The 25,021-nt window shown below is 65.2% G+C and carries 27 protein-coding genes; 24 read left to right on the forward strand and 3 right to left on the reverse strand.

What is annotated here, in order from left to right; translation table 11 throughout:
• Position 1 precedes the first annotated feature (1 nt).
• On the forward strand, positions 2 to 760 hold the full coding sequence (locus tag VQ065_RS03345) for a DnaJ domain-containing protein (RefSeq protein ID WP_003085097.1): 759 nt from the start codon (positions 2 to 4) through the stop codon (positions 758 to 760).
• On the opposite strand, the gene VQ065_RS03350 is transcribed toward VQ065_RS03345, so the two are convergent.
• Positions 761 to 1,822: an alpha/beta hydrolase family protein gene (locus tag VQ065_RS03350; protein WP_003085099.1), complete on the reverse strand. Its 1,062-nt coding sequence runs from the start codon at positions 1,820 to 1,822 to the stop codon at positions 761 to 763. It abuts the gene before it with no gap.
• 151 nt (positions 1,823 to 1,973) lie between these two features.
• On the opposite strand from VQ065_RS03350, the gene VQ065_RS03355 reads away from it, so the two are divergent.
• From VQ065_RS03355 to trpE, 10 genes are all read left to right on the forward strand, one after another.
• Complete coding sequence (locus tag VQ065_RS03355) at positions 1,974 to 4,367, forward strand: PAS domain-containing sensor histidine kinase (RefSeq protein ID WP_023098434.1); 2,394 nt, start codon at positions 1,974 to 1,976, stop codon at positions 4,365 to 4,367.
• Between the two features lie 45 nt (positions 4,368 to 4,412).
• Entirely contained in the window at positions 4,413 to 5,045 is a 633-nt protein-coding gene (locus tag VQ065_RS03360; RefSeq protein ID WP_003085103.1) for a response regulator, read from the forward strand.
• 128 nt (positions 5,046 to 5,173) lie between these two features.
• Positions 5,174 to 6,208: a polyamine ABC transporter substrate-binding protein gene (locus tag VQ065_RS03365; protein WP_003085106.1), complete on the forward strand. Its 1,035-nt coding sequence runs from the start codon at positions 5,174 to 5,176 to the stop codon at positions 6,206 to 6,208.
• Between the two features lie 233 nt (positions 6,209 to 6,441).
• The gene (locus tag VQ065_RS03370; RefSeq protein ID WP_003085109.1) at positions 6,442 to 7,551 is read left to right on the forward strand and encodes an ABC transporter ATP-binding protein; all 1,110 of its coding nucleotides are present in this window, start codon (positions 6,442 to 6,444) and stop codon (positions 7,549 to 7,551) included.
• A 55-nt stretch (positions 7,552 to 7,606) separates the two neighbouring features.
• Positions 7,607 to 8,653, forward strand: a complete 1,047-nt coding sequence (locus VQ065_RS03375) for an ABC transporter substrate-binding protein (protein ID WP_003085111.1) — start codon at positions 7,607 to 7,609, stop codon at positions 8,651 to 8,653.
• Positions 8,654 to 8,767: 114 nt separating this feature from the next.
• A complete protein-coding gene (locus VQ065_RS03380; protein WP_014604087.1) occupies positions 8,768 to 10,015 on the forward strand; it encodes an ABC transporter permease in 1,248 nt (415 codons plus the stop codon).
• 105 nt (positions 10,016 to 10,120) lie between these two features.
• Positions 10,121 to 10,951 (forward strand): ABC transporter permease, encoded by an 831-nt coding sequence (locus VQ065_RS03385; RefSeq protein ID WP_003085119.1) that lies wholly within the window; start codon positions 10,121 to 10,123, stop codon positions 10,949 to 10,951.
• Between the two features lie 123 nt (positions 10,952 to 11,074).
• On the forward strand, positions 11,075 to 11,749 hold the full coding sequence (gene rpe, locus VQ065_RS03390; RefSeq protein WP_003085122.1) for a ribulose-phosphate 3-epimerase: 675 nt from the start codon (positions 11,075 to 11,077) through the stop codon (positions 11,747 to 11,749).
• Positions 11,749 to 12,567 (forward strand): phosphoglycolate phosphatase, encoded by an 819-nt coding sequence (locus VQ065_RS03395; RefSeq protein ID WP_003085124.1) that lies wholly within the window; start codon positions 11,749 to 11,751, stop codon positions 12,565 to 12,567. The genes rpe and VQ065_RS03395 overlap by 1 nt, the downstream gene beginning before the upstream one ends.
• A gap of 72 nt (positions 12,568 to 12,639) precedes the next feature.
• A complete protein-coding gene (gene trpE / locus VQ065_RS03400) occupies positions 12,640 to 14,118 on the forward strand; it encodes an anthranilate synthase component I (protein ID WP_003085126.1) in 1,479 nt (492 codons plus the stop codon).
• 186 nt (positions 14,119 to 14,304) lie between these two features.
• On the opposite strand, the gene prtN is transcribed toward trpE, so the two are convergent.
• Both prtN and prtR read right to left on the reverse strand, forming a co-directional pair.
• Positions 14,305 to 14,619, reverse strand: a complete 315-nt coding sequence (gene prtN, locus VQ065_RS03405) for a pyocin genes transcriptional regulator PrtN (RefSeq protein ID WP_003085128.1) — start codon at positions 14,617 to 14,619, stop codon at positions 14,305 to 14,307.
• Between the two features lie 99 nt (positions 14,620 to 14,718).
• Positions 14,719 to 15,489: a transcriptional regulator PrtR gene (gene prtR, locus VQ065_RS03410; RefSeq protein ID WP_003085129.1), complete on the reverse strand. Its 771-nt coding sequence runs from the start codon at positions 15,487 to 15,489 to the stop codon at positions 14,719 to 14,721.
• Between the two features lie 457 nt (positions 15,490 to 15,946).
• Between prtR and VQ065_RS03415 the strand changes: the two genes are divergently transcribed.
• From VQ065_RS03415 to VQ065_RS03475, 13 genes are all read left to right on the forward strand, one after another.
• Complete coding sequence (locus VQ065_RS03415) at positions 15,947 to 16,147, forward strand: TraR/DksA C4-type zinc finger protein (RefSeq protein WP_003085132.1); 201 nt, start codon at positions 15,947 to 15,949, stop codon at positions 16,145 to 16,147.
• Between the two features lie 47 nt (positions 16,148 to 16,194).
• On the forward strand, positions 16,195 to 16,554 hold the full coding sequence (locus tag VQ065_RS03420; protein ID WP_003085135.1) for a PA0613 family protein: 360 nt from the start codon (positions 16,195 to 16,197) through the stop codon (positions 16,552 to 16,554).
• 458 nt (positions 16,555 to 17,012) lie between these two features.
• Positions 17,013 to 17,366, forward strand: coding sequence for a phage holin family protein (locus VQ065_RS03425; protein WP_003085137.1), 354 nt, complete (start codon positions 17,013 to 17,015; stop codon positions 17,364 to 17,366).
• A gap of 21 nt (positions 17,367 to 17,387) precedes the next feature.
• Complete coding sequence (locus VQ065_RS03430) at positions 17,388 to 17,903, forward strand: hypothetical protein (protein ID WP_003085139.1); 516 nt, start codon at positions 17,388 to 17,390, stop codon at positions 17,901 to 17,903.
• Complete coding sequence (locus VQ065_RS03435; RefSeq protein ID WP_003085141.1) at positions 17,900 to 18,457, forward strand: phage baseplate assembly protein V; 558 nt, start codon at positions 17,900 to 17,902, stop codon at positions 18,455 to 18,457. The genes VQ065_RS03430 and VQ065_RS03435 overlap by 4 nt, the downstream gene beginning before the upstream one ends.
• Before the next feature lie 152 nt (positions 18,458 to 18,609).
• A complete protein-coding gene (locus tag VQ065_RS03440) occupies positions 18,610 to 18,936 on the forward strand; it encodes a GPW/gp25 family protein (protein WP_003085143.1) in 327 nt (108 codons plus the stop codon).
• Positions 18,933 to 19,820: a baseplate assembly protein gene (locus VQ065_RS03445; RefSeq protein ID WP_003085151.1), complete on the forward strand. Its 888-nt coding sequence runs from the start codon at positions 18,933 to 18,935 to the stop codon at positions 19,818 to 19,820. Before VQ065_RS03440 ends, VQ065_RS03445 begins: the two co-directional genes overlap by 4 nt.
• On the forward strand, positions 19,813 to 20,346 hold the full coding sequence (locus VQ065_RS03450; protein ID WP_003137385.1) for a phage tail protein I: 534 nt from the start codon (positions 19,813 to 19,815) through the stop codon (positions 20,344 to 20,346). Before VQ065_RS03445 ends, VQ065_RS03450 begins: the two co-directional genes overlap by 8 nt.
• Position 20,347: 1 nt before the next feature.
• Positions 20,348 to 22,456, forward strand: coding sequence for a phage tail-collar fiber domain-containing protein (locus VQ065_RS03455; RefSeq protein ID WP_003085168.1), 2,109 nt, complete (start codon positions 20,348 to 20,350; stop codon positions 22,454 to 22,456).
• Positions 22,457 to 22,464: 8 nt separating this feature from the next.
• Positions 22,465 to 22,905 (forward strand): tail fiber assembly protein, encoded by a 441-nt coding sequence (locus VQ065_RS03460; RefSeq protein ID WP_003085172.1) that lies wholly within the window; start codon positions 22,465 to 22,467, stop codon positions 22,903 to 22,905.
• Positions 22,906 to 22,947: 42 nt separating this feature from the next.
• Positions 22,948 to 24,108, forward strand: a complete 1,161-nt coding sequence (locus VQ065_RS03465) for a phage tail sheath subtilisin-like domain-containing protein (protein ID WP_003085173.1) — start codon at positions 22,948 to 22,950, stop codon at positions 24,106 to 24,108.
• 12 nt (positions 24,109 to 24,120) lie between these two features.
• On the forward strand, positions 24,121 to 24,624 hold the full coding sequence (locus VQ065_RS03470) for a phage major tail tube protein (protein WP_003085175.1): 504 nt from the start codon (positions 24,121 to 24,123) through the stop codon (positions 24,622 to 24,624).
• Between the two features lie 14 nt (positions 24,625 to 24,638).
• On the forward strand, positions 24,639 to 24,983 hold the full coding sequence (locus VQ065_RS03475) for a phage tail assembly protein (RefSeq protein WP_003085178.1): 345 nt from the start codon (positions 24,639 to 24,641) through the stop codon (positions 24,981 to 24,983).
• Positions 24,984 to 25,021 lie beyond the last annotated feature (38 nt).

Here is a 25,021-nt window from a genome sequence, read left to right on the forward strand (position 1 = left end):
GATGCTTTGGCCCGCTACGCTGATCGGAGCCGGAGCCGGCTGGGCCCTGGCCAGCATCCCCGGCGCCCTGCTCGGCGGCCTGCTGGGGCAACTGCTGGACCGCAGGTTACGCCTGGAGTCCTGGCGCGGCCTGCTGGCGCGCTTGCGCGGGCGGGCGGTGAACGATGAGGACGACCTGCTGTTCCAGTTGCTCGGCTATCTGGCCAAGAGCGGCGGGCGGGTGGAGGAAATGCATATCCGCCAGGCGCGCGAGGAGATGGCGTTGCGCAAGCTCGATAGGCGAGCCCAGCGGCGTGCCATCGCGTCCTTCGGCAAGGGCAAGGCCGGCATCGCCCATCTGCAGGAGGAGGTCGCGCGTCTGAAAGGCGAACGTGCGGAGGCAGTATTGCTCGCCTGCTGGCGGATGGCCTGGGCTGGCGGCGTGCTCAGCCAGTCGGCGCGACAACTGGTGTTGCAATGGGGGCGCTGGCTGGGTTGGTCGGCGGAGCGAACGGAACGCTTGTCGGCGCGGGTCATGCCGAAGCGGACGCGCGCTGTCGCCCGGGATAGCTACCGTGAGGCCCTGCTGCTGCTCGGCGTGGAGGCCGGAAGCGAGCCGGCGCTGATCAAACGCGCCTATCGCAAGCTGATCAGCCAGCACCATCCGGACAAACTGGCGGGAGCCGGCGCCAGCGTCGAGCGCGTGCGTGCGGCTACCGAGAAAACCCGTGAATTGCAGGCGGCCTACGCCCTGGTCCGAGAGCGTGAGGGGTTCCGCTGATCACTCCGCAGGTTTCTGCGCATCGGCCTGCAGGTGAAGGCTGAGCCAGCCGCGGATTCGTCGGTACAGTTGCTCCTGCTCCGCCTTGGGGTCGGCCGGTAGCGCCTGCATCACGATTTGTACGTAGGCCGGGTGTTTCTGCCGCTTGCCGGCCTGCATGCGCAGCCTGGCCGCCTCGCGGTCGGCGCGGGCGTCGCGGTAATAGAAGTCGCCGGTCGCCAGTTTCAGCTTCGGCACCATATCTTCCAGCGCCGGGCGAAAATCGCGCGGTATCTCCGCGGCAACCAGCAGCAGGTTGTGGATTTCCGCAGGCTCCTTCTCCGCCAGGTAGCGTGCCGCCCAATAGGCGCCCGTGCCATGACCGAGCAGGACGACGCTTTTCGGTTCGTGCTGCAGGGCCAGGTCGATGCTCGCCTGCAGGCGCGCCATGACCCGTTCGGCGTGCGCCTTGCGCTGCTCGACCGGATCGATGGCTGGGGGAGGGGCCTGGTCCTCGCTCTGCGCCGGTTCGCCGCTGCCGGCTTCGGCGGTGCTTTCCGGCGCCGGCGCGTTGCCGCTTTCGCCTTTCACGTCAGGCTTGCTTGCGCTGTCCGCGGCGCTGGCGTCCTTGTCGGCGCTGGCGCTGGCGGCGGATTCCGCAGGGCGGGTAACCGGCGCGGTGCTCTGCGGGTCGGGCAGGGCCAGGCTCAGGGTCTGCCAGCCGGCATCCGGCAGTTTGCGCCTTAGCGGGCCGATGGCTTGCGGCCAGTCCGGACTTTCACCATCACCGGGAACCAGGATCACTACACCTTCGGCCTCGGCGGTGTTGGCTGGCAACCAGAGGGTGAGGAAGCTTTCGTCGCCGGCCTTGAGGATCTGCTGGCCGTCCTCCGGCAACTGGCGCTCCAGCCCCTTGGCCTCGTCCTGGCTGCGCTCGCTGACCGCCGGGCGTTCCACGGGGGCCGGCGGCTGGTCCTTGGCGGCCTGCTCTTCGGCTTGAACGAAAGCCGGCGGCAGGAAAGCGGCGGCCAATAGCAGCGGCAGCAGGGCGGAGGGCTTCGGCAGTAGAGAGAAGGCCGGCATTGGAAATTCCCGATAGACAATCCAGAAGGCAGCCTAAACCCAGAGCACTTCTTTGTCAGGCCGAGCCTTCGCATGGTTCGCCGGTCGCGCTCGCGGTAAGGTATGCCCGCTTTTCCTTCCGTTGCGGTGTATTCCGTGGAGTGTCGCCGGCATGTTGCGTCGTTGCTGTCTGCTCTTCTTCTGTCTGCTGTTGAGCCTGCCCGTGCGAGCGGAGGAGTCGGTCGCCTTGCCGCTGACGGCGGAACTACGGACCTGGCTGGCGGAGCATCGGGAATTGCGCGTCGGGGTGGTCACCGAAGCGCCCTATGCCCAATACGACCGCCGCCTGCAACAGTATTCCGGGGCCAACGTGGAGCTGATGGGCTGGCTGGCCACGGCAATGCAGGTGACCTTGCGGTGGCAGGGCTATCCCGACCAGGCGGCGCTCGACGATGCCCTGCGCGCTGGGCGCGTGGATATCGCTCCCGGCCTCAGCCAGACCCCAGCCGGGCTGCGCTTGTGGCTGTTCTCCGATCCCTACCTGCGGGTTTCCCGGCTGGTGGTGGGGAAGCGCGATGGCAGCGGCAGCGTCGAATTGGAGCAACTGGAGCGCGATACCCGGGTTGCCGTGCGGGCCGGCAGTTCGGTAGCCGACTACCTCAGCAGCACCTATAGCGGCCTGCAATGGGTGTCGGCCGATTCCGAACGCGAGGTGCTGCGCGCCGTGCTCGCCGGACAGGCACGCTACGCGGTGATCGACGAAGCGCAACTCAGCCGCCTGACCCGCGAGCCGGAGTTCGCCGAGCTAGCGGTGGTTGGCGACATCGGCTATCCGCAACTGCTACGGGTGGCGACCCGCCGTGATTGGCCGGAACTGGCGATGGTGGTCGACCAGGCGTTGCGTTCGCTGCCGCGCAAGTCCCTGGACCAGTTGCACGAGCGCTGGTTGCAACCCAAGTATCCGCGCCTCGGCGAGTCGCCGGGGTTCTGGCAGAACCTGTCGATCCTCCTCGGCCTGCTGCTGGCCGGCGCGCTGGCGGCGGTGTTCCTCCAGCGGCGCCAGCAGCAGGCGCTGGAAGCCCGGCTGTACGGCGCCCGCCGCGACCTGGAGCTGCGCCAGGCGGCCGAGGAGGCGCTGCGCCTGACCCAGTTCTCCATCGACAACAGCACCCTGGGCATCCTCTGGGTCAACTGGGACAGCCGCGTACGCTACGCCAACCGCGCCGCCGAACAGATGCTCGGCCATGCCGACGGTCAACTCGTGGATCGTCCGCTGGCCGACTTCGAGCCCGGCCTGGACATGGACCGCTGGTTGAACCTGTGGCGTCGTGCGCGCAACAGCGAGGAAGGCCCGCTCAGCTTCGAGACCCGTTGCCTGCGCGCCGACGGCAGTTGGCTGCCGGCCGACGTCTCGCTTAGCTTCCTGCGCTTCGGCACGTCCGAGTACCTGGTGGTGTTCCTCAGCGACGTCACCGAGCGCCGCCGTGCCCGCGAGGCATTGCAGGAAAGCGAGGCGCGGATGAAGGGCATCGCCTCCAACGTGCCGGGCATGGTCTTCCGCCTGGAACGGCCGCGGGCCGGCGCGTTTTCCGACTTCGCCTATATCAGCGAGGGCAGCGAGGCGCTGGTCGGCTACAGCGCCCGCGAGCTGATCGAAAGCGGCCGCGGCATTCGTGGCCTGGTCCATCCCGACGACCGCGAGCGCTACTGGTCGAGCCAGATGGCTGCCCTCGACGAGAATCGCGACTGGCATTGGCAGGGCCGCATCCTCACTCGCCAGGGCGAATTGCGCTGGGCCGACATCAAGGCTTCGGCGCGCTGTTTCGAGGATGGTCGCGCGGTCTGGGACGGGGTGGTCTGGGACATCACCGCGAACAAGCAGATCGAACTCGAACTCGGCGAGTCGCGCGCCCAGCTCCGCGAGCTGTCGGCGCACCTGGAGTCGGTGCGGGAGGAGGAGAAGGCGCGTATCGCCCGCGAGGTCCATGATGAGCTGGGCCAGGTGCTGACGGTGCTGAAGCTGGAAACCTCGATGTGCGAGCTGGCCTATGCCGATGCCCAGGAGGGCCTGCGCGAACGCCTGGGCAACATGAAAAAGCTGATCGCCCAGTTGTTCCAGCTGGTGCGCGACGTGGCTACCGCACTGCGCCCGCCGATCCTCGACGCCGGAATCGGCTCGGCGGTGGAGTGGCAGGCGCGGCGCTTCGAGGCGCGCACGCAGATTCCCTGCCTGGTGGAGGTGCCGGAGAACTCGCCGCAGTTGGTCGACGCCAAGGCTATCGGCCTGTTCCGCATCCTCCAGGAGGCGTTGACCAATGTCATGCGGCATGCCGAGGCGCATACTGTGCAACTGCGTCTGCTGCGCGAGGGCGACGAGCTGTGCCTGAGCGTCAGCGACGACGGTCGCGGGTTCGATGTTGCCACGGTGGGGCGTGGCAGTTCCTTCGGCCTGGTCGGCATGCGCGAGCGGGTGCTGATGATGGGCGGTACGCTGGACATCGACAGTGCCCCCGGCGAGGGCACCACGCTCAGCGTGAGGATTCCGCTGGGCGTCGCGGGCCCGTGACAAGAACAACCGCCGGCAAGGCGGAACAGCGTGAGGCAGCAAAGAGTGGTGATCCGAGTCCTGGTCGCTGAAGACCACACGATCGTCAGGGAAGGCATCAAGCAACTGATTGGCATGGCCAAGGACCTGCAGGTGGTCGGCGAGGCCACCAATGGCGAGCAGTTGCTGGAAACCCTGCGCGGAACGCCTTGCGAGGTGGTCCTGCTGGATATCTCCATGCCCGGCGTCAATGGCCTCGAGGCGATTCCGCGGATTCGCGCGCTGAACGAGCCGCCGGCGATCCTGGTGCTGTCGATGCACGACGAGGCGCAGATGGCCGCCCGCGCCCTGAAGATAGGTGCTGCCGGCTATGCCACCAAGGACAGCGATCCGGCATTGCTGCTCACCGCGATCCGCAGGGTCGCCGGCGGCGGACGCTACATCGACCCGGACCTTGCCGATCGGATGGTCTTCGAGGTCGGCCTGACCGATTCGCGTCCGCCCCATGCGCTGCTTTCCGAGCGCGAGTTCTCGGTGTTCGAGCGGCTGGTGCAGGGCGCCAACGTCAACGAGATCGCCCAGCAACTGGCGGTCAGCAACAAGACCATCAGTACCCACAAGGCACGCCTGATGCAGAAGCTCAACGCGCATTCGGTAGCCGACCTGGTGCGCTACGCGATGGAGCACCGCCTGCTCTGACAGGGGCGTTCGCCCAGGTTTTGCTCGCGGCTTGTGCGCCAGGTCCGGTTTTCGCGATCTGCTGTCTACCTGGCTTCCGCGCGGCAGGGAATGATGCTTGCCGGCCAACACGATAAGGAGAAGAAACGATGTTGCCAGCCATGAGGACGGGCCTGTTGTGCGCCCTTCTCGGAGTTACCGCGCCCGCCTGGGCGGAATACGTGACCGTGATTTCCTTCGGCGGCGCCAACAAGGAAGCCCAGGAAACCGCGTTCTACAAACCCTTCAAGAGCGCCACCGGCAATCGCGTGGTGCATGGCTCCTACAATGGCGACCTAGCCAAGCTCAAGCGCATGGTGGAGATCAGCCACGTCTCCTGGGACGTGGTGGAAGTCGAGGCGCCGGAGCTGGCGCGCGGTTGCGAGGAAGGTCTGTTCGAGAAGCTGGACATGGCGAAGGTCGGCGATCCCGCGGATTTCGTTCCCGGCGCGGTGCAGCCCTGCGGAGTCGGCATCTTCGTCTGGACCACGCTGCTTGCCTACAACCCCGGCAAGGTTGCGGGCAGCCCGCAGGGCTGGGCGGATTTCTGGGACGTGAAGAAGTTTCCCGGCAAGCGCGGCCTGCGCTGGGGCGCCAAGTACAGCCTGGAGTTCGCCCTGATGGCCGATGGCGTGGCGCCGAAGGACGTCTACCAGACGCTGGCGACGCCCGCCGGCGTCGAGCGGGCATTCCGCAAGCTCGACGAGCTGAAGCCCTATATCCATTGGTGGAAGTCCGGGCAGGACCCTGTGCGCGACCTGGCCGATGGCACGGTGGTGATGAGTTCGGCCTACAACGGGCGGATCGCCGCGGCGCAGGCCGAGAAGCAGCGCCTGGCAATGGTCTGGAGCGGCGGCGTCTACGATTTCGACTTCTGGGCGCTGCCGGTCGGGGTTTGGAAGAAGCAGTTGGCCGAGGAGTTCATCCGTTTCGCCAGCCAGCCGGAGCAGCAGAAGGCTTTCGCCGAGAACATCGCCTACGGCCCGGCCAACCGCAAGGCGGTAGGCCTCCTCGATCCGCAAGTGGCTGCCAACCTGCCGACCGCACCGCAGAACATGCAGAACGCGGTGGGTATGAACGTGGCCTTCTGGGCGGAGCACGGCGAGGCCCTGGAGCAGCGTTTCCAGAACTGGGCCAAGCGCTGAGGAGGCCGTTGCGCGCCAGCCGGAGAGCGCTGGCGCGCAAACCTTTGCCCTTCTCGAAAGCCCCTTCCCAGAGCGGTCTGGCCCATTCCGGGGGGCATCTTTTTTGTAGGGCGATTCCTACAAAGAGCTTTCCTTTCCCCTGATAGAAAACTCTCTTGCCGGCCGATTTGCGTCCTGCGCCGGGTTCTCTAGGCTGTTCGCACAGCATCCATAAAACGAACAAAGGTGCGGTTATGGCCGAGACTCAAGGCGGCGATGTGCTGGTCAGCTTCCGTGGCGTGCAGAAAAGCTACGACGGCGAGACCCTCATCGTGAAGGATCTCAACCTGGACATTCGCAAGGGCGAATTCCTCACCCTGCTCGGCCCCTCCGGGTCCGGCAAGACCACCAGCCTGATGATGCTGGCCGGTTTCGAAACCCCCACCGCCGGCGAAATCCTCCTGGCCGGTCGCTCGATCAACAATGTCCCTCCGCACAAGCGCGACATCGGCATGGTGTTCCAGAACTATGCGCTGTTCCCGCACATGACCGTGGCCGAGAACCTGGCCTTTCCCCTCAGCGTCCGTGGCATGAGCAAGACCGACGTGAAGGAAAGGGTCAAGCGCGCGTTGTCGATGGTCCAGCTCGACGCCTTCGCCGGGCGTTATCCGGCGCAGCTTTCCGGTGGCCAGCAGCAGCGCGTGGCGCTGGCCCGCGCGCTGGTCTTCGAGCCGCAACTGGTGCTGATGGACGAGCCCCTGGGAGCGCTGGACAAGCAACTTCGCGAGCACATGCAGATGGAAATCAAGCATCTGCACCAGCGCCTCGGTGTCACCGTGGTCTACGTCACCCACGACCAGGGCGAGGCGCTGACCATGTCCGACCGGGTGGCGGTGTTCCACCAGGGCGAAATCCAGCAGATCGAGCCGCCGCGCAATCTCTACGAGCAGCCGCGCAACACCTTCGTGGCCAACTTCATCGGTGAGAACAACCGTCTATCCGGGCAGCTTCTCAGTTGCGACGGCGAGCGCTGCGTGGTCGGACTGCCGCGCGGCGAGAAGGTCGAGGCGCTGGCGGTCAACGTCGGCCAGCCGGGCGAGCCGGTGACCTTGTCGATCCGCCCCGAGCGGGTGCGCCTGAACGGTGCCAGCGAGTCTTGCGTCAACCGTTTCTCCGGCCGCGTGGCCGAGTTCGTCTACCTGGGCGACCACGTGCGTGTGCGCCTGGAGGTCTGCGGCCGCGACGACTTCTTCGTCAAGCAGCCGATCGCCGAGCTGGACCCGACGCTGAGCGTCGGTGATGTGGTTCCGCTGGGCTGGCAGGTCGAGCATGTGAGGGCGCTCGACCCTCTGCCGGCGGCGTGAGCGCCGGCAGTCCCGAACCGTACCGAAGCAACCCTGCACTGTGGAGAGAACAATAATGTCGAAATCCCTGAAAGCGGCCAGGCTGAAGTTCGCCACCCTGGCGGCCGGCCTGGCCTGCGCGGCCCAGGCCATGGCGGTGGACCTGACCGTGGTGTCCTTCGGCGGGGCCAACAAGAGCGCCCAGATCAAGGCGTTCTACGAGCCCTACCAGAAAGCCACCGGCAACAGGATCGTCGCCGGCGAATACAACGGCGAGATGGCCAAGGTCAAGGCCATGGTCGATACCAACAGCGTCTCCTGGGACCTGGTGGAAGTGGAGTCGCCGGAGCTGTCGCGCGGCTGCGACGAAGGCCTGTTCGAGGAACTCGACCCGGCGCAGTTCGGTAAGACCGAGGACTTCGTCCCCGGCGCCATCCAACCGTGCGGCGTGGGTTTCTTCGTCTGGTCCACGGTGCTCGCCTACAACGCCGACAAGCTGAAAAGCGCGCCGACCAGTTGGGCGGACTTCTGGGACATCAAGAAATTCCCCGGCAAGCGCGGCCTGCGCAAGGGCGCCAAGTACACCCTCGAATTCGCCCTGATGGCCGATGGCGTGGCGCCGAAGGACGTCTACGGCGTGCTCGCCACCAAGGAAGGCCAGGATCGCGCCTTCAAGAAGCTCGACGAGATCAAGTCGAGCATCCAGTGGTGGGAGGCGGGCGCCCAGCCGCCGCAGTACCTGGCTTCCGGCGATGTGGTGATGAGTTCTGCCTACAACGGTCGGATCGCCGCGGTGCAGAAGGAAAGCAACCTGAAGGTGGTATGGAACGGCGGCATCTACGATTTCGACGCCTGGGCCATCCCGAAGGGGGCGAAGAAACAGGAAGAGACCCTGAAGTTCATCGCCTTCTCGGTGCAGCCCCAGCAGCAGAAGACTTACTCGGAAAACATCGCCTACGGTCCGGCCAACAAGCAGGCGGTGCCGCTGCTGGACAAGGCCCTGCTGAAGGACATGCCGACCACTCCGGAAAACATCCAGAACCAGGTGGCAATGGACGTGACCTTCTGGGCCGACTACGGCGAACAACTGGAACAGCGCTTCAACGCCTGGGCGGCCAGGTAATCCTCGCCTGACCCTCCAGTGAGGGCCGGAGGGGCCGCCGCGCGGCGGCTCCTCCTACCGTTCCACACTTTCCAGGGTCGTTCCCGACGGCCCGCTTTTTTTCCGGAGTTCGCTATGGCCACAGCTGTGCCCATGTCCCAGGCCACCGGCAGCACCCTCAAGCAACGCCTGGCGCGCGCCGAGCGGATGAACCGCCTGAAGTCCCAGGCGCTGATCCTGCCCCTGCTGGCCTTCCTGGTCCTGACCTTCCTGGTGCCGATCGCCGCGCTGCTCTACAAGAGCGTGTCCAACCCGGAAGTGGTTCGCTCGTTGCCGCTGACGGTAGAGGCCATCTCCGCCTGGGACGGCAAGTCGCTGCCGGCCGACGCCGTCTACAAGGCGCTCAGCCAGGATCTCGCCGAGGCTCGTCGCAACCAGACCATCGGCGATCTCTCCAAGCGCCTGAACATGGAGCTGGCCGGTTATCGCAGCCTGATGGCGAAGACCGCGCGCAAGCTGCCGTTCAAGGAGGAGCCCGCTTCCTACAAGGACGCCATGGAGCAGCTCGACGAGCGCTGGGGCGACCCCGCCTACTGGCAGGTGATCCGCCGCAACGCCAGCAGCTATACGCCCTATTACCTGCTCGCAGCCCTCGACCACCGGATCGACGATCTCGGCGAAGTGGCGCGCGCCACCCCGGACCAGGCCATCTACCTGGACATCTTCGCCCGCACCTTCTGGATGGGCGCGGTGATCACCGTCATCTGCCTGCTGCTGGCCTACCCGCTGGCCTACCTGCTGGCCAACCTGCCGACGCGCAAGAGCAACCTGCTGATGATCCTGGTCCTGCTGCCGTTCTGGACCTCGATCCTGGTACGTGTCGCCGCCTGGATCGTCCTGCTGCAGTCGGGTGGCCTGATCAACGGCGCGCTGCTCAAGCTCGGCCTGATCGACCAGCCGCTGCAACTGGTGTTCAACCGCACCGGCGTATACATCGCGATGGTGCACATCATGCTGCCGTTCATGATCCTGCCGATCTACAGCGTGATGAAGGGCATTTCGCCGAGCTACATGCGCGCCGCGATTTCCCTCGGCTGCCACCCGTTCGCCAGCTTCTGGCGGGTGTATTTCCCACAGACCGTCGCGGGCGTCGGCGCCGGTTGCCTGCTGGTGTTCATCCTGTCCATCGGCTACTACATCACCCCGGCGCTGCTGGGCAGCCCGAACGACCAGATGGTCAGCTACTTCGTCGCCTTCTATACCAACAGCACCATCAACTGGGGCATGGCCACCGCCCTCGGCGGCCTGCTGCTGCTCGCTACCCTGGTGCTCTACGTCGTCTACAGCTGGCTGGTGGGCGCCAGCCGCCTGCGCCTGGGATAGAGCGCCTTCCGAGAAGGCCAACCGATTCCCCTCTCCCTTCGGAAAAAAGGTTGCCCGGAGGGCGGGGAGAGGGGGATCCGCACGAAACACATTGGAGAGCGAGTCATGCTGAGTCCCTACATGTCCCCGGTCGAGCGCCTGTGGTTCTACTCCTTGCGCATCCTCTGCGGCCTGGTACTGCTGTTCCTGGTACTGCCGGTGCTGGTCATCGTGCCGCTGTCGTTCAACTCCGGTACCTTCCTGGTCTACCCGCTGCAAGGGTTCTCCCTGCGCTGGTACGCCGACTTCTTCCAGTCCGCCGAGTGGATGCGCTCGTTGACCAACAGCATGATCGTCGCTCCGGCGGCGACCCTGCTAGCGATGGTCTTCGGCACTCTGGCGGCGATCGGCCTGACCCGCGGCGAGTTCCGCGGCAAGGCACTGGTGATGAGCCTGATGATTTCGCCGATGGTGGTGCCGGTGGTGATCATCGGCGTGGCCAGCTACCTGTTCTTCGCTCCGCTCGGGCTCGGCAACAGCTACCTGTCGCTGATCGTGGTGCATGCGGTGCTCGGCGTGCCGTTCGTGATCATCACCGTCTCCGCAACCCTGCAGGGGTTCAACTACAACCTGGTGCGCGCCGCCGCCAGCCTCGGCGCGCCGCCGCTGACCACCTTCTTCCGGGTGACCCTGCCGCTGATCGCTCCCGGGGTGATCTCCGGCGCGCTGTTCGCCTTCGCCACCTCGTTCGACGAAGTGGTAGTGACCCTCTTCCTCGCCGGCCCCGAGCAGGCCACCCTGCCGCGGCAGATGTTCAGCGGCATTCGCGAGAACCTGAGCCCCACCATTGCCGCCGCGGCGACCTTGCTGATCGGTTTCTCCGTACTGCTGTTGCTGACCCTGGAATGGCTGCGCGGGCGCAGCGAGAAGATGCGTACAGCACAACCCGGCGCCTGAGGCGCAGGGCGCGCCCGGCCTGGTCCGGGCGTCGGCTGCTGCGGCGAAAAGTCGTCATTTTCACCGCCAAAAACCGATAACGGCTACAATGCGCGCCTTCCGTGATCCCCTTTGAGGTGCGCCATGCAACCCTTCGCCATCGCTCCGTCGATCCTTTCCGCCGATTTCGCCCGCCTGGGCGAGGACGTGGACAAGGTGCTCGCCGCCGGTGCCGACATCGTTCACTTCGACGTGATGGACAACCACTACGTGCCGAACCTGACCATCGGCCCGATGGTCTGCTCGGCGCTGCGCAAGTACGGCGTGAGCGCGCCGATCGACGTGCACCTGATGGTGTCCCCGGTGGATCGCATCATCGGCGACTTCATTGAAGCTGGCGCCACCTACATCACCTTCCATCCGGAAGCTTCCCAGCACATCGACCGTTCCCTGCAACTGATCCGCGACGGCGGGTGCAAGGCAGGCCTGGTGTTCAACCCGGCCACTCCGCTGGAGGTGCTGAAGTACGTGATGGACAAGGTCGACATGGTCCTGCTGATGAGCGTCAACCCCGGCTTCGGCGGGCAGAAATTCATCCCCGGTACCCTCGACAAGTTGCGCGAGGCACGCGCCCTGATCGATGCCTCCGGACGCGAGATCCGCCTGGAGATCGATGGCGGCGTCAACGTCAAGAACATCCGTGAGATCGCCGCGGCGGGCGCCGATACCTTCGTCGCCGGCTCGGCCATCTTCAACGCCCCGGACTACGCCGAGGTCATCCGCGCCATGCATGCCGAACTGGCCCAGGCGCACCAGTAATGAGCGCTGCGGAGCCGTTCTTCGCCACGCGCCTGCCGCGTCTGGTGATGTTCGACCTGGATGGCACGCTGGTCGATTCCGTTCCCGACCTCACCGCCGCGGTCGACAGCATGCTCGCCAGCCTCGGGCGGCCGCCGGCGGGCATCGAGAAGGTCCGCCAGTGGATCGGTAACGGCGCACGCGTCCTGGTGCGTCGCGCCCTGGCGGGGAGCATCGAGCACGACGGCATCGGTGAGGAAGAAACCGAAGCCGCGCTAGCGCTGTTCATGGAGGCCTATGCCGACAGTCATGCGCTCACCGAGGTCTACCCCGGCGTCGTCGATACCCTCAGGTGGCTCAAGCGCAACGGCGTGGAAATGGCGCTGATCACCAACAAGCCGGAGCGCTTCGTCGCTCCGCTGCTGGATGAGATGAAGCTGGGTCGCTATTTTCGCTGGATCATCGGCGGCGACACCCTGCCGCAGCAGAAGCCCGACCCGGCGGCGTTGCTGTTCGTGATGAAGATGGCCGGCATCGAGCCCGAAGATGCGTTGTTCGTCGGTGACTCGCGCAACGACGTGCTCGCCGCCAAGGCTGCCGGCGTGCGCTGCGCGGCGCTGACCTATGGCTACAACCACGGCCGGCCGATCGCCGAGGAAGCGCCCACCCTGGTCATCGACAACCTGCGTGACCTGCTGCCTTGCGCCGACCAGGCCGCTGAGATAGTGTTGCCGGACGACTCCCTTTCCCCCTCCGACCAGCGAGATCAAGCCGTGGCGGTCAGCAAACTCTGGATGAAGGTCATCAAGGCCCTGGCGCGTTGGCGCTGGCGCGCCTGACATCATCCTCCGCCGGATAGCCGGCGCGCGTTTGCACCCTGTTGACCGTTCTCTCCTCCGATGAGGCTGATCATGAATCGCGAAGAATTCCTGCGGCTGGCCGCCGATGGCTACAACCGCATCCCGCTGTCCTTCGAGACCCTTGCCGACTTCGACACGCCGCTGTCGATCTACCTGAAGCTGGCCGACGCGCCGAACTCCTACCTGCTGGAGTCGGTGCAGGGCGGCGAGAAATGGGGGCGCTATTCGATCATCGGCCTGCCGTGCCGCACGGTGCTGCGGGTCTACGACCATCAAGTGCGGATCAGCATCGATGGCATGGAAACCGAGCGCTTCGATTGCGCCGACCCGCTGGCTTTCGTCGAGGAGTTCAAGGCGCGCTACCAGGTGCCCACCGTGCCCGGCTTGCCACGTTTCGATGGAGGCCTGGTCGGCTACTTCGGTTACGACTGCGTGCGCTACGTGGAAAAACGCCTGGCCACCTGTCCGAACCCGGACCCGCTGGGTAACCCGGATATCCTGTTGATGGTGTCCGATGCCGTAGTGGTATTCGACAACCTGGCCGGGAAGATCCACGCCATCGTCCTCGCCGATCCCTCCGAGGAAAATGCCTACGAGCGCGGCCAGGCACGTCTGGAGGAGCTGCTGGAGCGTCTGCGCCAGCCGATCACCCCGCGTCGCGGCCTCGATCTCGAGGCGGCCCAGGGCCGGGAGCCGGCGTTTCGTGCCAGCTTCACCCGCGAGGACTATGAAAACGCGGTAGGAAGGATCAAGGACTACATCCTGGCCGGCGACTGCATGCAGGTGGTGCCGTCGCAGCGCATGTCCATCGAGTTCAAGGCGGCGCCCATCGACCTGTACCGCGCGCTGCGCTGTTTCAATCCGACGCCCTACATGTACTTCTTCAACTTCGGCGACTTCCATGTCGTGGGCAGCTCGCCGGAGGTGCTGGTACGGGTCGAGGATGGCCTGGTCACGGTGCGCCCGATCGCCGGTACCCGTCCGCGCGGGATCAACGAAGAGGCCGACCTGGCGCTGGAGCAGGATCTGCTGTCGGACGCCAAGGAGATCGCCGAGCACCTGATGCTGATCGACCTGGGGCGCAACGACGTGGGGCGGGTGTCCGATATCGGCGCGGTGAAGGTCACCGAAAAAATGGTGATCGAACGTTACTCCAACGTCATGCACATCGTGTCCAACGTCACCGGGCAATTGCGCGAGGGGCTCAGCGCGATGGACGCGCTGCGGGCGATCCTGCCGGCGGGTACGCTGTCCGGCGCGCCGAAGATCCGCGCCATGGAGATCATCGACGAGCTGGAGCCGGTCAAGCGTGGAGTCTACGGCGGCGCGGTCGGCTACCTGGCATGGAACGGCAACATGGACACCGCCATTGCCATCCGCACCGCGGTGATCAAGAACGGTGAACTCCACGTGCAGGCCGGCGGCGGTATCGTTGCCGACTCGGTGCCGGCGCTGGAGTGGGAAGAAACCATCAACAAGCGCCGGGCGATGTTCCGCGCCGTGGCGCTGGCCGAGCAGAGCGTCGAGTAAGACGGCGCGAGGCGGAAGAAAAAAAGGCGGATGGCGTTTGCGCCATCCGCCTTTTTTGTGCCCGGCTGGACCCTCGCATTGGCTTCGCCCTACGCGGAACCGCTTTCGTAGGGCGAGTATCGCGACGCGATATCCGCCAGGCGGAGCATGGTGTCGCTCCCTACGATGCTGGCAACGGCGGGCCGCTCAGGATGCGATGCTGTCCGCGCCTGGCTGTGCTCGACGGGCGCTTCCGGCTTGGTTCGCGCGCTGGTCGACGTAGGCGGCGAGGTGATCGAGGGCCACGAACTGCATGGCCTTGTGGCTATCGTCGAGGGTCGTCACTGGCAGGGCGATCCGCCCGCATGCCAGGGCCTTGCTGAAGTTTTCCTTGTTCAGGTTGCGAAACCAGCGTTCGCGGACCTGCTCCAGCGGCACCAGGACGTCGCCGAAGATGCGGTAGACCAATTCCACGGTTTCCTGGCGTGGAATTGGAGTGGTAGGGGCGATGGTTGGCTGCACGGTATTCCCTCCTGCGGCTACGCGTCGTTGAAGGAAATATAGCTCAGGTTGTTTTTCTGTGCAATAGCTGGAGTTGTAGTGCGGGCGAGCGCCAGGCGCTCACCGCACCAGGGACGGGGCGCGCCGGTGGCGTACGGTGGACCACCAGAAGACCCAGCCGATCATGCTGATCTGGCGGCTGCGCATGTCCTCCGGCGAGTACTCCTCGTCCGGGTATTCCTCGCGGTTGAAGCTGCGCAGCCGAATGCCGCCGCCGGGCAGGCGATAGACGAACTTCACCCGCAGCATGCCGTCATGTTCGAGGGCGTAGATCTCGCCATCGGTGATATGGGTGGTGGCGGTGTCCACGCCGATGGTGGAGCCATCCATGATCAGCGGTTCCATGCTGTTGCCGGTGAGTTGGGCGCAGATCGCCGCCGACGGATCGACGCCCGAGGCACGCAGCGTGGCATAGGAAAAACGCAGCTTGCGCCCCTCTATCTCGCGTACCGCAGTGCGTCCGGCGCCGGCGGACATCTCCACTTCCTTGTACAGCGGCAGTTCCACTTCGTCTTCGTCCAGCGGTGTGTCGCTGTCCCACGGATGCAGCGGTTCCAGCACCAATGGGCTGCCATCGGCCACGGACACGGCACTGCGCGCGGCTGGAGTGCCTTCGCCGGTCTGCAGCCAGACCGGCGAAACGCCCAGGGCCGCCGCGATCTCGATCAGCTTGCGGGTGCTCTGGGCCTTGCCCGAGGTCAGCTTGTGAATGGTGTTCTGCGAAACCCCTGCCGCTTCGGCGAGGGTTTCCTGCTTCAGGTTGCGCATCGCCATGGCCTGCTTGAGGCGAGCGGCGAAGCTGTCGGGCGGGATCTGGGTGCTCTTGTCCATGTTCGGCAATCTACAGACCGATGGATTCTCTGTAAAGAGCCTAGGTGTTGACGATAAATAGCTTTGGTTGTAATTTCTCTTCCGTCAGAAAGCGGAAGGGGTGAGTTCCACAACTTCCCACCCGCCTTTCAGAGATTTCACATGGGTGCAGGGACACACCCGGTTGTCGGCGACCGACGATGCAGGTGCCGACTGCTTGGGTGCCGGGGCCACGGGAAAGCGCTCCGGCATCTGGAGGGCCGGAGCGCCGTCCATGCAGACGCTCCGTCCCGCTCATTCATTCTGTCGCCGACCTGCTTCAGGTACGGCGGCGTCGTACAGGGAGTCATTGCCATGTCGCGAGATACGCACTCGCCATTTCCGCGCAGAGGGACGCAGGTCGCCGAACCGGCGCCGCGCATCTGTCATGTTCCATCCATTCGGCCGTCGGGCGTCGGGCACGCCAGGGAGGCTTTCCATGGCTGACCTTGCCGATCACGCCAACGAACTGGTCCTGGCTCGCCTCGACGGCCTCCTGGCGGCGCGCCCGGCGCTGGCCATCCGCGAGTCCGCGGAAGACTGCGAGGACTGCGGCGAGCCCATTCCCCAGGCGCGCCGTCGGGCGGCACCGGGTTGCAGTCGCTGCATCGACTGCCAGGACCGCCACGAGCGCCGTTGAACCGACCTCATGCCGAGCCCTCGCGGGCAGTGAAAGGAGACACGACCGTGATCAAAGCCATCGATGAAATGCTCAAGCTCTGGGCCGAGGAAATGCACGCGCCAGGCAGCAACGGAGGCGGCTACGCCGGCGGCAACCTGATCGCCATGCTGATCGCCAGCAAGGGCGAGGTGGTCCGCGGCCACCGTGGCAGCCGGGTGATCCTCGACCGTGTGGCGGAGGTCGATCGCCTGGTAAATCGCCTACCCGAGGAACTGAAGACCGTGGTGGTGGAGCACTATCTCAATCGCGACAGCTTCCCCGAGCAGAAGTACCGTCACTGCGGTTGCAGCCGCAACACCTTCTATCTGCGCCTGCATGTGGCGCACCAGGGTATCCAGGACGGCCTGCTGCGACGGGCGGCCTGAGTTCCTGGACCGGATTCCGGTCCCCCCTGGAGTTTTCCAACCGGCCTTCGGGCCGGTTTTTTTATGCCTGTCGCCCATGGAGGCGGCGAGCCCCATGCACAGCAGCGCCCCCTGCACGGTAGAGGCGGGGTCGGGCTGGCGTAGCCATCCTTTTCGTCAGTCGATGCCGGGCTTTTCCATATCGGAAGTGGGTATGCGCTTGCCCGGATGCCTGGCGAAGGTTCCCAGGGCGGTATATCACCCTCATATCGTGGTGCGTCTCCCTCCTATTGCAGTGGATTGTCGAGAAGGCATTGCCGGGCTGGGAATCGGGCGGTAAAAAGTAGTCATTCTTGTAAAGGTGCGTCCCCAGGGAGGCACTCGTGAAGCACCGGAACCCGGCCCTGGCGCCGGGTTTTTTATTGCCCGGGAAAACGTTCGTGCGGACGTGCCCGGCGCTGCCTGCCAAGGAGGGACCCATGGGCAACGAACCGCAGACACTGACGGAAATGCCGCTCTGGGTACTGATCCTGCTCGCCGCGCTGGGCGGCGTCAGCGGCGAGATGTGGCGTGCCGACAAGGCCGGTCTCGGCGGCTGGGCCTTGTTGCGGCGCCTGGCGCTGCGCTCCGGCGCGTCGATCGTCTGCGGCGTGGCGGTGATGCTGCTGGCGTTGGCTTGCGGCGCCGCGCTGCTGTTCGCCGCGGCGCTGGGCAGCCTGACCGCCGCGGCCGGCGCGGAGATCGCCGTCGGTCTCTACGAACGCTGGGCCGCCCGGCGCCTGGGGGTTTGCGAGCTGCCCGAGGAACAGTCGGGCGACCGTGGCCCGCATTGAAACTGATCGAAGGAGTCAACCATGCCTGAACAGGCTGTTACGCTCGAGGCTCTGTACGCGGCCATCGAGCAGGTACTGCGTGAGCGTCTGCCGGAGGCGCAGTTGATCGGCTTCTGGCCAGGCGTGCCGGAAAATACCCCGGCGGTTTCCCTGGAAATGGCCGAGCTGCTGCCCGAGCGCGATCCCGGTACCGGCGAGAGCGCCCTGCTGTGCCGCCTGCAGGCGCGGATAATGGTGCCGCCTGGTGCCGATCGCCAGGCGGTATCCATTGCTTGCGGAATCGTTCGGACATTGCGCGAGCAGACCTGGAACCTGTCTCTGGAACCGGCGCGCTTCGTACGCTCGGCCGTCGACGGCAGTCGCGAGGAGCTGAAGAGCCTGCGTGTCTGGCTGGTCGAGTGGACGCAGTCGCTGCGTCTCGGAGACCCGGAGTGGGCCTGGGAGGACCAGCCGCCGGGCAGCCTGATGCTGGGCTTCGACCCGCAGACCGGCCCCGGCCATGAGCCGGACTACTTCGCTCCGGAGGCGTTGGCATGAGCTATGTCAGTGCGGAGCATGACCGCATGCTCGCCGCGATGATCCTGCCCTGTGTGGTGGTCGCCGTGGACCTGGCAGCGGCGCGGGTACGGGTGCGCTCCGGCGACTGGACCAGCGGCTGGCTGCGCTGGCACTCCCTGGCAGCCGGCAAGGTTCGCCACTGGCGTGCGCCGAGCATAGGCGAACAGGGGGTACTGCTCAGTCCGTCGGGCGGAGTGTCAATGGGTACCTTTATTCCCGGTCTGTACGGCGATGCGGGCACGGCGCCGGACAACAGCGCCAGCAGTGAGACCTGGCGTTTCGACGACGGCGCCTCGTTGAGTTACGACTGGGCTGCGCATCGCTACCGCGTCGAGCTGCCCAGCGGCACCGTGGAAGTGAGGGTCGGCGCCAGCGAGGTGCGGGTCAGCGACGGGGCGGTCAGTCTCAAGGCGCCGAAGATCAGCCTGGAAGGACCGGTGGAGATCGCCGGGACACTAACGGTCAGCGGAGACATCCTCGGCGGCGGCTCGATCATCGACACCGCCGGCAACAGCAACCACCACACCCATTGAACATACGACGGGGCTGCCGAAGGGCGGTCCGTCGAACATTCAACCGGCCCGCGCGAGCGGGCCTTTTCGTTTGCGGAGTTCGCCATGGGCAACACTCACAGCCATTCGGAGCCAGGCGCGGCCTGTCTCTGCCGGAGCGGGAGGACGGGGCGATGATCGGGATGGATCGCCGTAGCGGGCTGCCCCTGTCCGGCCTGGCTCATCTTAAACAGTCCGTCGAGGACATCCTGACCACCCCGTTGGGCAGCAGGCGCATGCGCCCCGAGTACGGCAGCAAGCTGCGGCGGATGGTCGACATGCCGGTGAGCGAAGGCTGGAAAAGCGCCGTGCAGGCCGAGGTAGCCCGTTCCCTGGGGCGCTGGGAACCGCGCATCGCATTGTCTGCCGTGCGAGTCGTCGCAGTCGTCGATGGCCGCGTGGATCTGCTCCTGAGCGGCGTGTTCGAGGGCGAGAACATCAATATGGAGGTCTCGGCGTGATCATCGATCTTTCCCAGTTGCCGGAGCCAGAGGTTATCGAAAACCTCGATTTCGAGACGATTTACCAGGAGCTGTTGGGTGACTTCCGCGAAGCCATGGCTGGCGAATGGACAGCGGAGGTGGAGTCCGATCCGGTTCTCAAGCTTCTGCAACTGGCGGCCTATCGAGAACTGCTGCTGCGGGCGCGGATCAACGATGCGGCGCGGGCGGTGATGCTGGCATACGCCAGCGGTGCCGATCTCGACCAGATCGGTGCCGGCTTCAATGTGCAGCGTTTGCTGATCAGGCCCGCTCAGCCCGAGGCGGTACCGCCGGTGGAGGCGCAATACGAGAGCGACAAGTCGCTGCGCAATCGCATCCAGCTCGCGTTCGAGCAGCTATCCGTCGCAGGACCGCGGAACGCCTATATAGCCCATGCGCTGGGCGCGGATGGAAGGGTGGCGGATGCCTCTGCGACCAGTCCGGCGCCCTGCGAAGTGCTGATCAGCGTGCTCGGGGTGGAAGGCAACGGGCAGGCACCGGAAGCGGTGTTGCAGGCAGTGCGCCTGGCGCTGAACGCGGAGGACGTGCGTCCTGTCGCGGATCGGGTAACGGTGCGCTCGGCAGGAATCGTTCCCTATCAGGTCAAGGCGCAGCTCTACCTGTTTCCCGGTCCCGAGGCCGAACTGATCCGTGCCGCCGCCGAGGCTTCGCTGCGCGACTACATTTCCGCCCAGCGCCGCCTGGGCCGCGACATCCGGCGTTCGGCCCTGTTCGCCACCCTGCATGTCGAAGGCGTGCAGCGCGTCGAACTGCAGGAGCCTGCGGCCGACGTGGTCCTGGATGAAACCCAGGCGGCCTATTGCACGGGGTACGCGATCACCTTGGGAGGCGTCGATGAGTAGCCGACTGCTGCCGCCAAACAGGAGTTCACTGGAACGCTCTCTGGGTGATGTATTGCCTGCCGAACTGCCGGTGCCGCTTCGTGAGCTTAACGATCCGGCACGCTGTGAGGCGGCCTTGTTGCCCTACCTGGCCTGGACGCGCTCGGTGGACCGCTGGGACCCGGACTGGAGCGACGAGGCCAAGCGCAATGCGGTAGCGACGTCCTTCGTCCTGCACCAGCGCAAAGGCACGCTGACCGCGTTGCGCCAAGTGGTCGAGCCGATCGGTGCGCTGAGCGAGGTCACCGAATGGTGGCAGCGAAGCCCGACCGGCGTGCCGGGGACCTTCGAGATCACCGTGGACGTCAGCGACCGTGGCATCGACGAAGGCACCGTACTGGAGCTGGAGCGCTTGCTCGATGACGTCCGCCCGGTGAGCCGACACCTGACCCGCCTGGACCTGCGCATCACCCCGGTAATCCGGTCCCGTCACGGACTGGCCGTGACCGACGGCGACACCCTGGAAATCTTCCCCTGGAAACAGTGACATGACGACCAATACTCCGAAATACGGTGGCCTGCTCACCGACATAGGTGCCGCTGCGCTGGCTGCGGCCAGCGCAGCAGGCAAGAAATGGCAGCCGACTCATATGCTGATCGGCGATGCTGGCGGCGCACCGGGTGCTACTCCGGATCCGATACCCGCAGCCACGCAGACGAAACTGATCAACCAGCGCTACCGGGCGCAGCTCAATCGCTTGTTCGTGTCGGACAAGAACATCAATACTCTGGTTGCCGAGGTGGTGCTACCAGTTGAGGTAGGTGGCTTCTGGATCCGCGAGATCGGCCTGCAGGATGCCGACGGCAAGTTCGTCGCGGTATCCAACTGCCCGCCCAGCTACAAGGCAGCAATGGAAAGTGGCAGTGCGCGGACCCAGACCATTCGGGTGAACATCGCGCTCTCCGGCCTGGAGAATGTCCAGTTGCTGATCGACAACGGCATCATCTACGCCACTCAGGACTGGGTGAAGGAAAAGGTCGCTGCCGATTTCAAGGGCCGCAAGATCCTGGCTGGCAATGGCTTGGTCGGTGGGGGCGATCTTTCTGCCGACCGCAGCATTGGCCTGGCGCCTTCCGGCGTGACGGCGGGCAGCTATCGCTCGGTCACGGTGAACGCCAACGGGGTGGTCACCCAGGGCAGCAATCCGAGCACCCTGGCCGGCTATGCGATCGGAGATGCCTATACCAAGGCCGATACCGACGGAAAACTGGCGCAGAAAGCGAACAAGGCCACCACCCTGGCCGGCTATGGCATCACCGATGCGCTGCGAGTCGATGGCAACGCCGTGTCATCCAGCAGGCTGGCCGCACCGCGTAGCCTGGCAGCCAGTGGCGATGCCTCCTGGTCGGTGACCTTCGACGGCAGTGGCAATGTTTCTGCGCCGCTGAGTCTTTCCGCTACCGGTGTGGCAGCGGGCAGCTATCCGAAGGTGACCGTGGATACGAAGGGAAGGGTGACTGCTGGAATGGCGCTGGCGGCGACGGACATTCCCGGGCTGGATGCTTCGAAGTTGGTCAGCGGGGTGCTGGCCGAGCAGCGTTTGCCGGTATTCGCGCGCGGGTTGGCTACTGCTGTCTCGACCACTAGCGATCCGAACACCGCGACCGTGCCGTTGATGCTGACCAATCATGCGAACGGACCTGTTGCCGGACGGTACTTCTACATCCAGTCGATGTTCTATCCGGATCAGAACGGCAATGCTTCGCAGATTGCAACGAGCTACAACGCTACATCCGAGATGTATGTACGGGTGTCCTACGCGGCCAACCCTAGCGCCCGGGACTGGCTGCCCTGGAAGCGCTGCGACATAGGTGGTTCGTTCAGCAAGGAGGCGGACGGGGCCTTGGGCGGTGCGGTCAATCTCAACTCGCTGATCACGTCGGGATGGTGGTACCAGACGGCCAATGCACAGGCCGAAAGTGGGGCGAACTACCCGGTCCCCCGGGCCGGCTTGCTTCAAGTGCATAATGCAGGCACCAATTTCATCTACCAGACATACCAGGTTTATGACGGTGAAGGGTTCTATTTTCGTTGCCGCTACACCAACACCTGGTATCCATGGCGGCGTGTATGGCATGGAGCGGACTTCAATCCGAACGACTATCTGCTGAAAAGTGGCTTTACGTGGGCCGCCCTGCCAGGAAAGCCAGCGACCTTTCCGCCTACTGGCCACAACCACGACGCCGCCCAGATCACGTCGGGCATCCTGCCTCTGGCGCGCGGCGGTCTTGGTTCGAATACGGCAGCGGGGGCGCGCAACAATATCGGGGCTGGGGTTCCCGCGACGGCGAACCGATCGCTGAATGGCTGGTGGAAGGATAACGATACAGGACTCATCGTGCAGTGGATGACAGTGAGTGTCGGCGATCATCCGGGTGGAATCGTCAACCGCTCGCTGACCTTTCCGATCGCGTTTCCCACTACCTGCCTGCACGTGGTGCCGAGCGTCAAGGAACTGGGGCGGCCGGCGACGTCGGCATCGACCGTCACCCTCGCAGATGTCAGCGTCAGCACCACGGGGTGTGTGATCGTCGCTACCGAGTATCACGGTGCGGTCCAGAACTATGCGATCAGGCTTGTGGCCATTGGCTGTTGAGGTGACCCATGATTTTTTTCCATGCCGCCACTGGCGGTTTCTATTCGAAGGATGTCCACGGCGACCGCATGCCCATCGACGCGCGGATGTATCCCCTCGAGGAAGCTGAATACCTGGCGCTGTTGGTAGCCCAGAGCGAGGGCAAGCAGATCGTCGCCGACGCCGCCGGCCGTCCGTTCTGTATCGACCCGCCGGCCCCGGCAGAAGAGGTCCTGGCCCACCGTGAGCGCATCTGGCGCGATCGCCAGTTGACGCTTACTGATGGCCCCATCGCCCGTCACCGGGATGAGCTCGACCTGGGCAAGATTACGACCCTGAACCAGGCGCAACTGCTCGAACTCACGCTGTACCGCGCCAGCCTTCGAGACTGGCCGGCATCCGCGGCGTTTCCTGATTTAGGCGCAAGACCCGAGCCGCCGCTGTGGCTCGAACCGCTCATCACCCCCTGAACCCCGCCCCGTGCGGGGTTTTTCATTAATGGAGATCTACCTATGAGTTTCTTCCACGGCGTTACGGTAACCAACGTCGATATCGGTGCGCGCACCATCGCGCTGCCGGCCAGCTCCGTCATCGGCCTCTGCGATGTGTTCACGCCGGGGGCGCAGGCAAGCGCCAAGCCCAACGTTCCGGTGCTGCTCACCAGCAAGAAGGACGCCGCCGCGGCGTTCGGCATCGGCTCGTCGATCTATCTGGCCTGCGAGGCCATCTATAACCGTGCCCAGGCCGTGATCGTGGCGGTGGGCGTGGAAGCCGCGGAGACTCCCGAGGCCCAGGCCAGCGCCGTCATAGGTGGTGTCAGCGCCGCCGGCGAGCGCACCGGACTGCAGGCTCTGCTAGACGGCAAGAGCCGCTTCAATGCTCAGCCGCGTCTACTAGTTGCGCCGGGTCATTCGGCCCAGCAAGCGGTGGCCACCGCCATGGACGGGCTGGCCGAGAAACTGCGGGCCATCGCCATTCTCGATGGTCCCAATAGCACCGACGAGGCGGCCGTCGCCTACGCCAAGAACTTCGGCAGCAAGCGCCTGTTCATGGTCGACCCGGGCGTGCAGGTTTGGGACAGCGCCACCAATGCCGCGCGCAACGCCCCGGCTTCGGCCTACGCCGCCGGCCTGTTCGCCTGGACCGACGCCGAGTACGGCTTCTGGTCCTCGCCGTCGAACAAGGAGATCAAGGGCATCACCGGCACCAGCCGTCCGGTGGAGTTCCTCGACGGTGATGAGACCTGTCGCGCCAACCTGCTCAACAACGCCAATATCGCCACGATCATTCGCGACGATGGCTATCGCCTGTGGGGCAACCGCACCTTGTCCAGCGACAGCAAGTGGGCTTTCGTCACCCGCGTTCGGACCATGGACCTGGTGATGGATGCGATCCTCGCCGGACACAAGTGGGCGGTGGACCGCGGCATCACCAAGACCTACGTGAAGGATGTCACCGAGGGCCTGCGCGCCTTCATGCGCGATCTGAAGAACCAGGGCGCGGTGATCAACTTCGAGGTCTATGCCGACCCGGACCTGAACAGCGCCAGCCAGCTGGCCCAGGGCAAGGTGTACTGGAACATCCGCTTCACCGATGTGCCGCCTGCCGAGAACCCCAATTTCCGTGTCGAGGTGACCGATCAGTGGCTCACCGAAGTTCTGGATGTCGCCTAAGGAGCGCCCGTGATGATTCCGCAAACCCTGACCAATACCAACCTGTTCATCGACGGCGTGAGCTTCGCCGGTGACGTGCCATCCCTGACCCTGCCCAAGCTGGCTGTGAAGACCGAGCAATACCGTGCCGGCGGCATGGATGCGCCGGTATCCATCGACATGGGCCTGGAGGCGATGGAGGCCAAGTTCTCCACCAACGGTGCCCGCCGAGAAGCACTGAATTTCTTCGGCCTGGCCGACCAGAGCGCTTTCAATGGCGTGTTCCGCGGCTCCTTCAAGGGCCAGAAGGGCGCCAGCGTGCCAGTGGTGGCTACCCTGCGCGGCCTGCTCAAGGAGGTCGACCCGGGCGACTGGAAGGCCGGCGAGAAAGCCGAGTTCAAGTACGCCGTTGCGGTCAGCTACTACAAGCTGGAAGTCGATGGCCGCGAGGTCTACGAGATCGATCCGGTCAACGGTGTCCGCGCGATCAACGGTGTCGACCAGTTGGCCGGCATGCGCAACGACCTCGGCCTGTAAGAGGAGCTCCGGACATGACCCAAGAGAATCGACTGCCGGGCTGGCTGACGCTGGATGCCGACGCCGCCCTCGTTCGTCTCTCGCGTCCGGCACAGTGCAACGGGGTCAGCGTCGACACGCTGACCCTGCGTGCACCCACCGTGCGTGATATCCGCCTGGCCGGCAAGGTGGCCGGCGACGATGCCGAGGAGCGCGAACTGCAACTGTTCGCCTCGCTGGCGCAGGTCAGCCGCCAGGACCTGGAGGGGCTGAAGCTGAGCGACTACCAGCGGCTGCAAGGCGCCTACTTTCGCCTGGTGCAAGACGACACGGACGACACCTTCGCGTATGCGTCAACTGGCGAGGCGCCTGGCCATTGAGCTGGGCTTCCAGGCCAGCGAACTGGAGCGCATGACCC

Origin of the sequence: Pseudomonas sp. KBN10P06128, from assembly GCF_037574945.1 — a bacterium.
Taxonomy (GTDB): Bacteria; Pseudomonadota; Gammaproteobacteria; order Pseudomonadales; family Pseudomonadaceae; genus Pseudomonas; species Pseudomonas aeruginosa.

Coding starts and splice junctions, on each gene's coding strand:
- VQ065_RS03345 (WP_003085097.1), top strand. CDS start 2: ATGCTTTGGCCCGCTACGCTGATCGGAGCCGGAGCCGGCTGGGCCCTG.
- VQ065_RS03350 (WP_003085099.1), bottom strand. CDS start 1,822: ATGCCGGCCTTCTCTCTACTGCCGAAGCCCTCCGCCCTGCTGCCGCTG.
- VQ065_RS03355 (WP_023098434.1), top strand. CDS start 1,974: ATGTTGCGTCGTTGCTGTCTGCTCTTCTTCTGTCTGCTGTTGAGCCTG.
- VQ065_RS03365 (WP_003085106.1), top strand. CDS start 5,174: ATGTTGCCAGCCATGAGGACGGGCCTGTTGTGCGCCCTTCTCGGAGTT.
- VQ065_RS03370 (WP_003085109.1), top strand. CDS start 6,442: ATGGCCGAGACTCAAGGCGGCGATGTGCTGGTCAGCTTCCGTGGCGTG.
- VQ065_RS03375 (WP_003085111.1), top strand. CDS start 7,607: ATGTCGAAATCCCTGAAAGCGGCCAGGCTGAAGTTCGCCACCCTGGCG.
- VQ065_RS03380 (WP_014604087.1), top strand. CDS start 8,768: ATGGCCACAGCTGTGCCCATGTCCCAGGCCACCGGCAGCACCCTCAAG.
- VQ065_RS03385 (WP_003085119.1), top strand. CDS start 10,121: ATGCTGAGTCCCTACATGTCCCCGGTCGAGCGCCTGTGGTTCTACTCC.
- rpe (WP_003085122.1), top strand. CDS start 11,075: ATGCAACCCTTCGCCATCGCTCCGTCGATCCTTTCCGCCGATTTCGCC.
- VQ065_RS03395 (WP_003085124.1), top strand. CDS start 11,749: ATGAGCGCTGCGGAGCCGTTCTTCGCCACGCGCCTGCCGCGTCTGGTG.
- trpE (WP_003085126.1), top strand. CDS start 12,640: ATGAATCGCGAAGAATTCCTGCGGCTGGCCGCCGATGGCTACAACCGC.
- prtR (WP_003085129.1), bottom strand. CDS start 15,489: ATGGACAAGAGCACCCAGATCCCGCCCGACAGCTTCGCCGCTCGCCTC.
- VQ065_RS03415 (WP_003085132.1), top strand. CDS start 15,947: ATGGCTGACCTTGCCGATCACGCCAACGAACTGGTCCTGGCTCGCCTC.
- VQ065_RS03425 (WP_003085137.1), top strand. CDS start 17,013: ATGGGCAACGAACCGCAGACACTGACGGAAATGCCGCTCTGGGTACTG.
- VQ065_RS03430 (WP_003085139.1), top strand. CDS start 17,388: ATGCCTGAACAGGCTGTTACGCTCGAGGCTCTGTACGCGGCCATCGAG.
- VQ065_RS03435 (WP_003085141.1), top strand. CDS start 17,900: ATGAGCTATGTCAGTGCGGAGCATGACCGCATGCTCGCCGCGATGATC.
- VQ065_RS03440 (WP_003085143.1), top strand. CDS start 18,610: ATGATCGGGATGGATCGCCGTAGCGGGCTGCCCCTGTCCGGCCTGGCT.
- VQ065_RS03450 (WP_003137385.1), top strand. CDS start 19,813: ATGAGTAGCCGACTGCTGCCGCCAAACAGGAGTTCACTGGAACGCTCT.
- VQ065_RS03455 (WP_003085168.1), top strand. CDS start 20,348: ATGACGACCAATACTCCGAAATACGGTGGCCTGCTCACCGACATAGGT.
- VQ065_RS03460 (WP_003085172.1), top strand. CDS start 22,465: ATGATTTTTTTCCATGCCGCCACTGGCGGTTTCTATTCGAAGGATGTC.
- VQ065_RS03465 (WP_003085173.1), top strand. CDS start 22,948: ATGAGTTTCTTCCACGGCGTTACGGTAACCAACGTCGATATCGGTGCG.
- VQ065_RS03470 (WP_003085175.1), top strand. CDS start 24,121: ATGATTCCGCAAACCCTGACCAATACCAACCTGTTCATCGACGGCGTG.
- VQ065_RS03475 (WP_003085178.1), top strand. CDS start 24,639: ATGACCCAAGAGAATCGACTGCCGGGCTGGCTGACGCTGGATGCCGAC.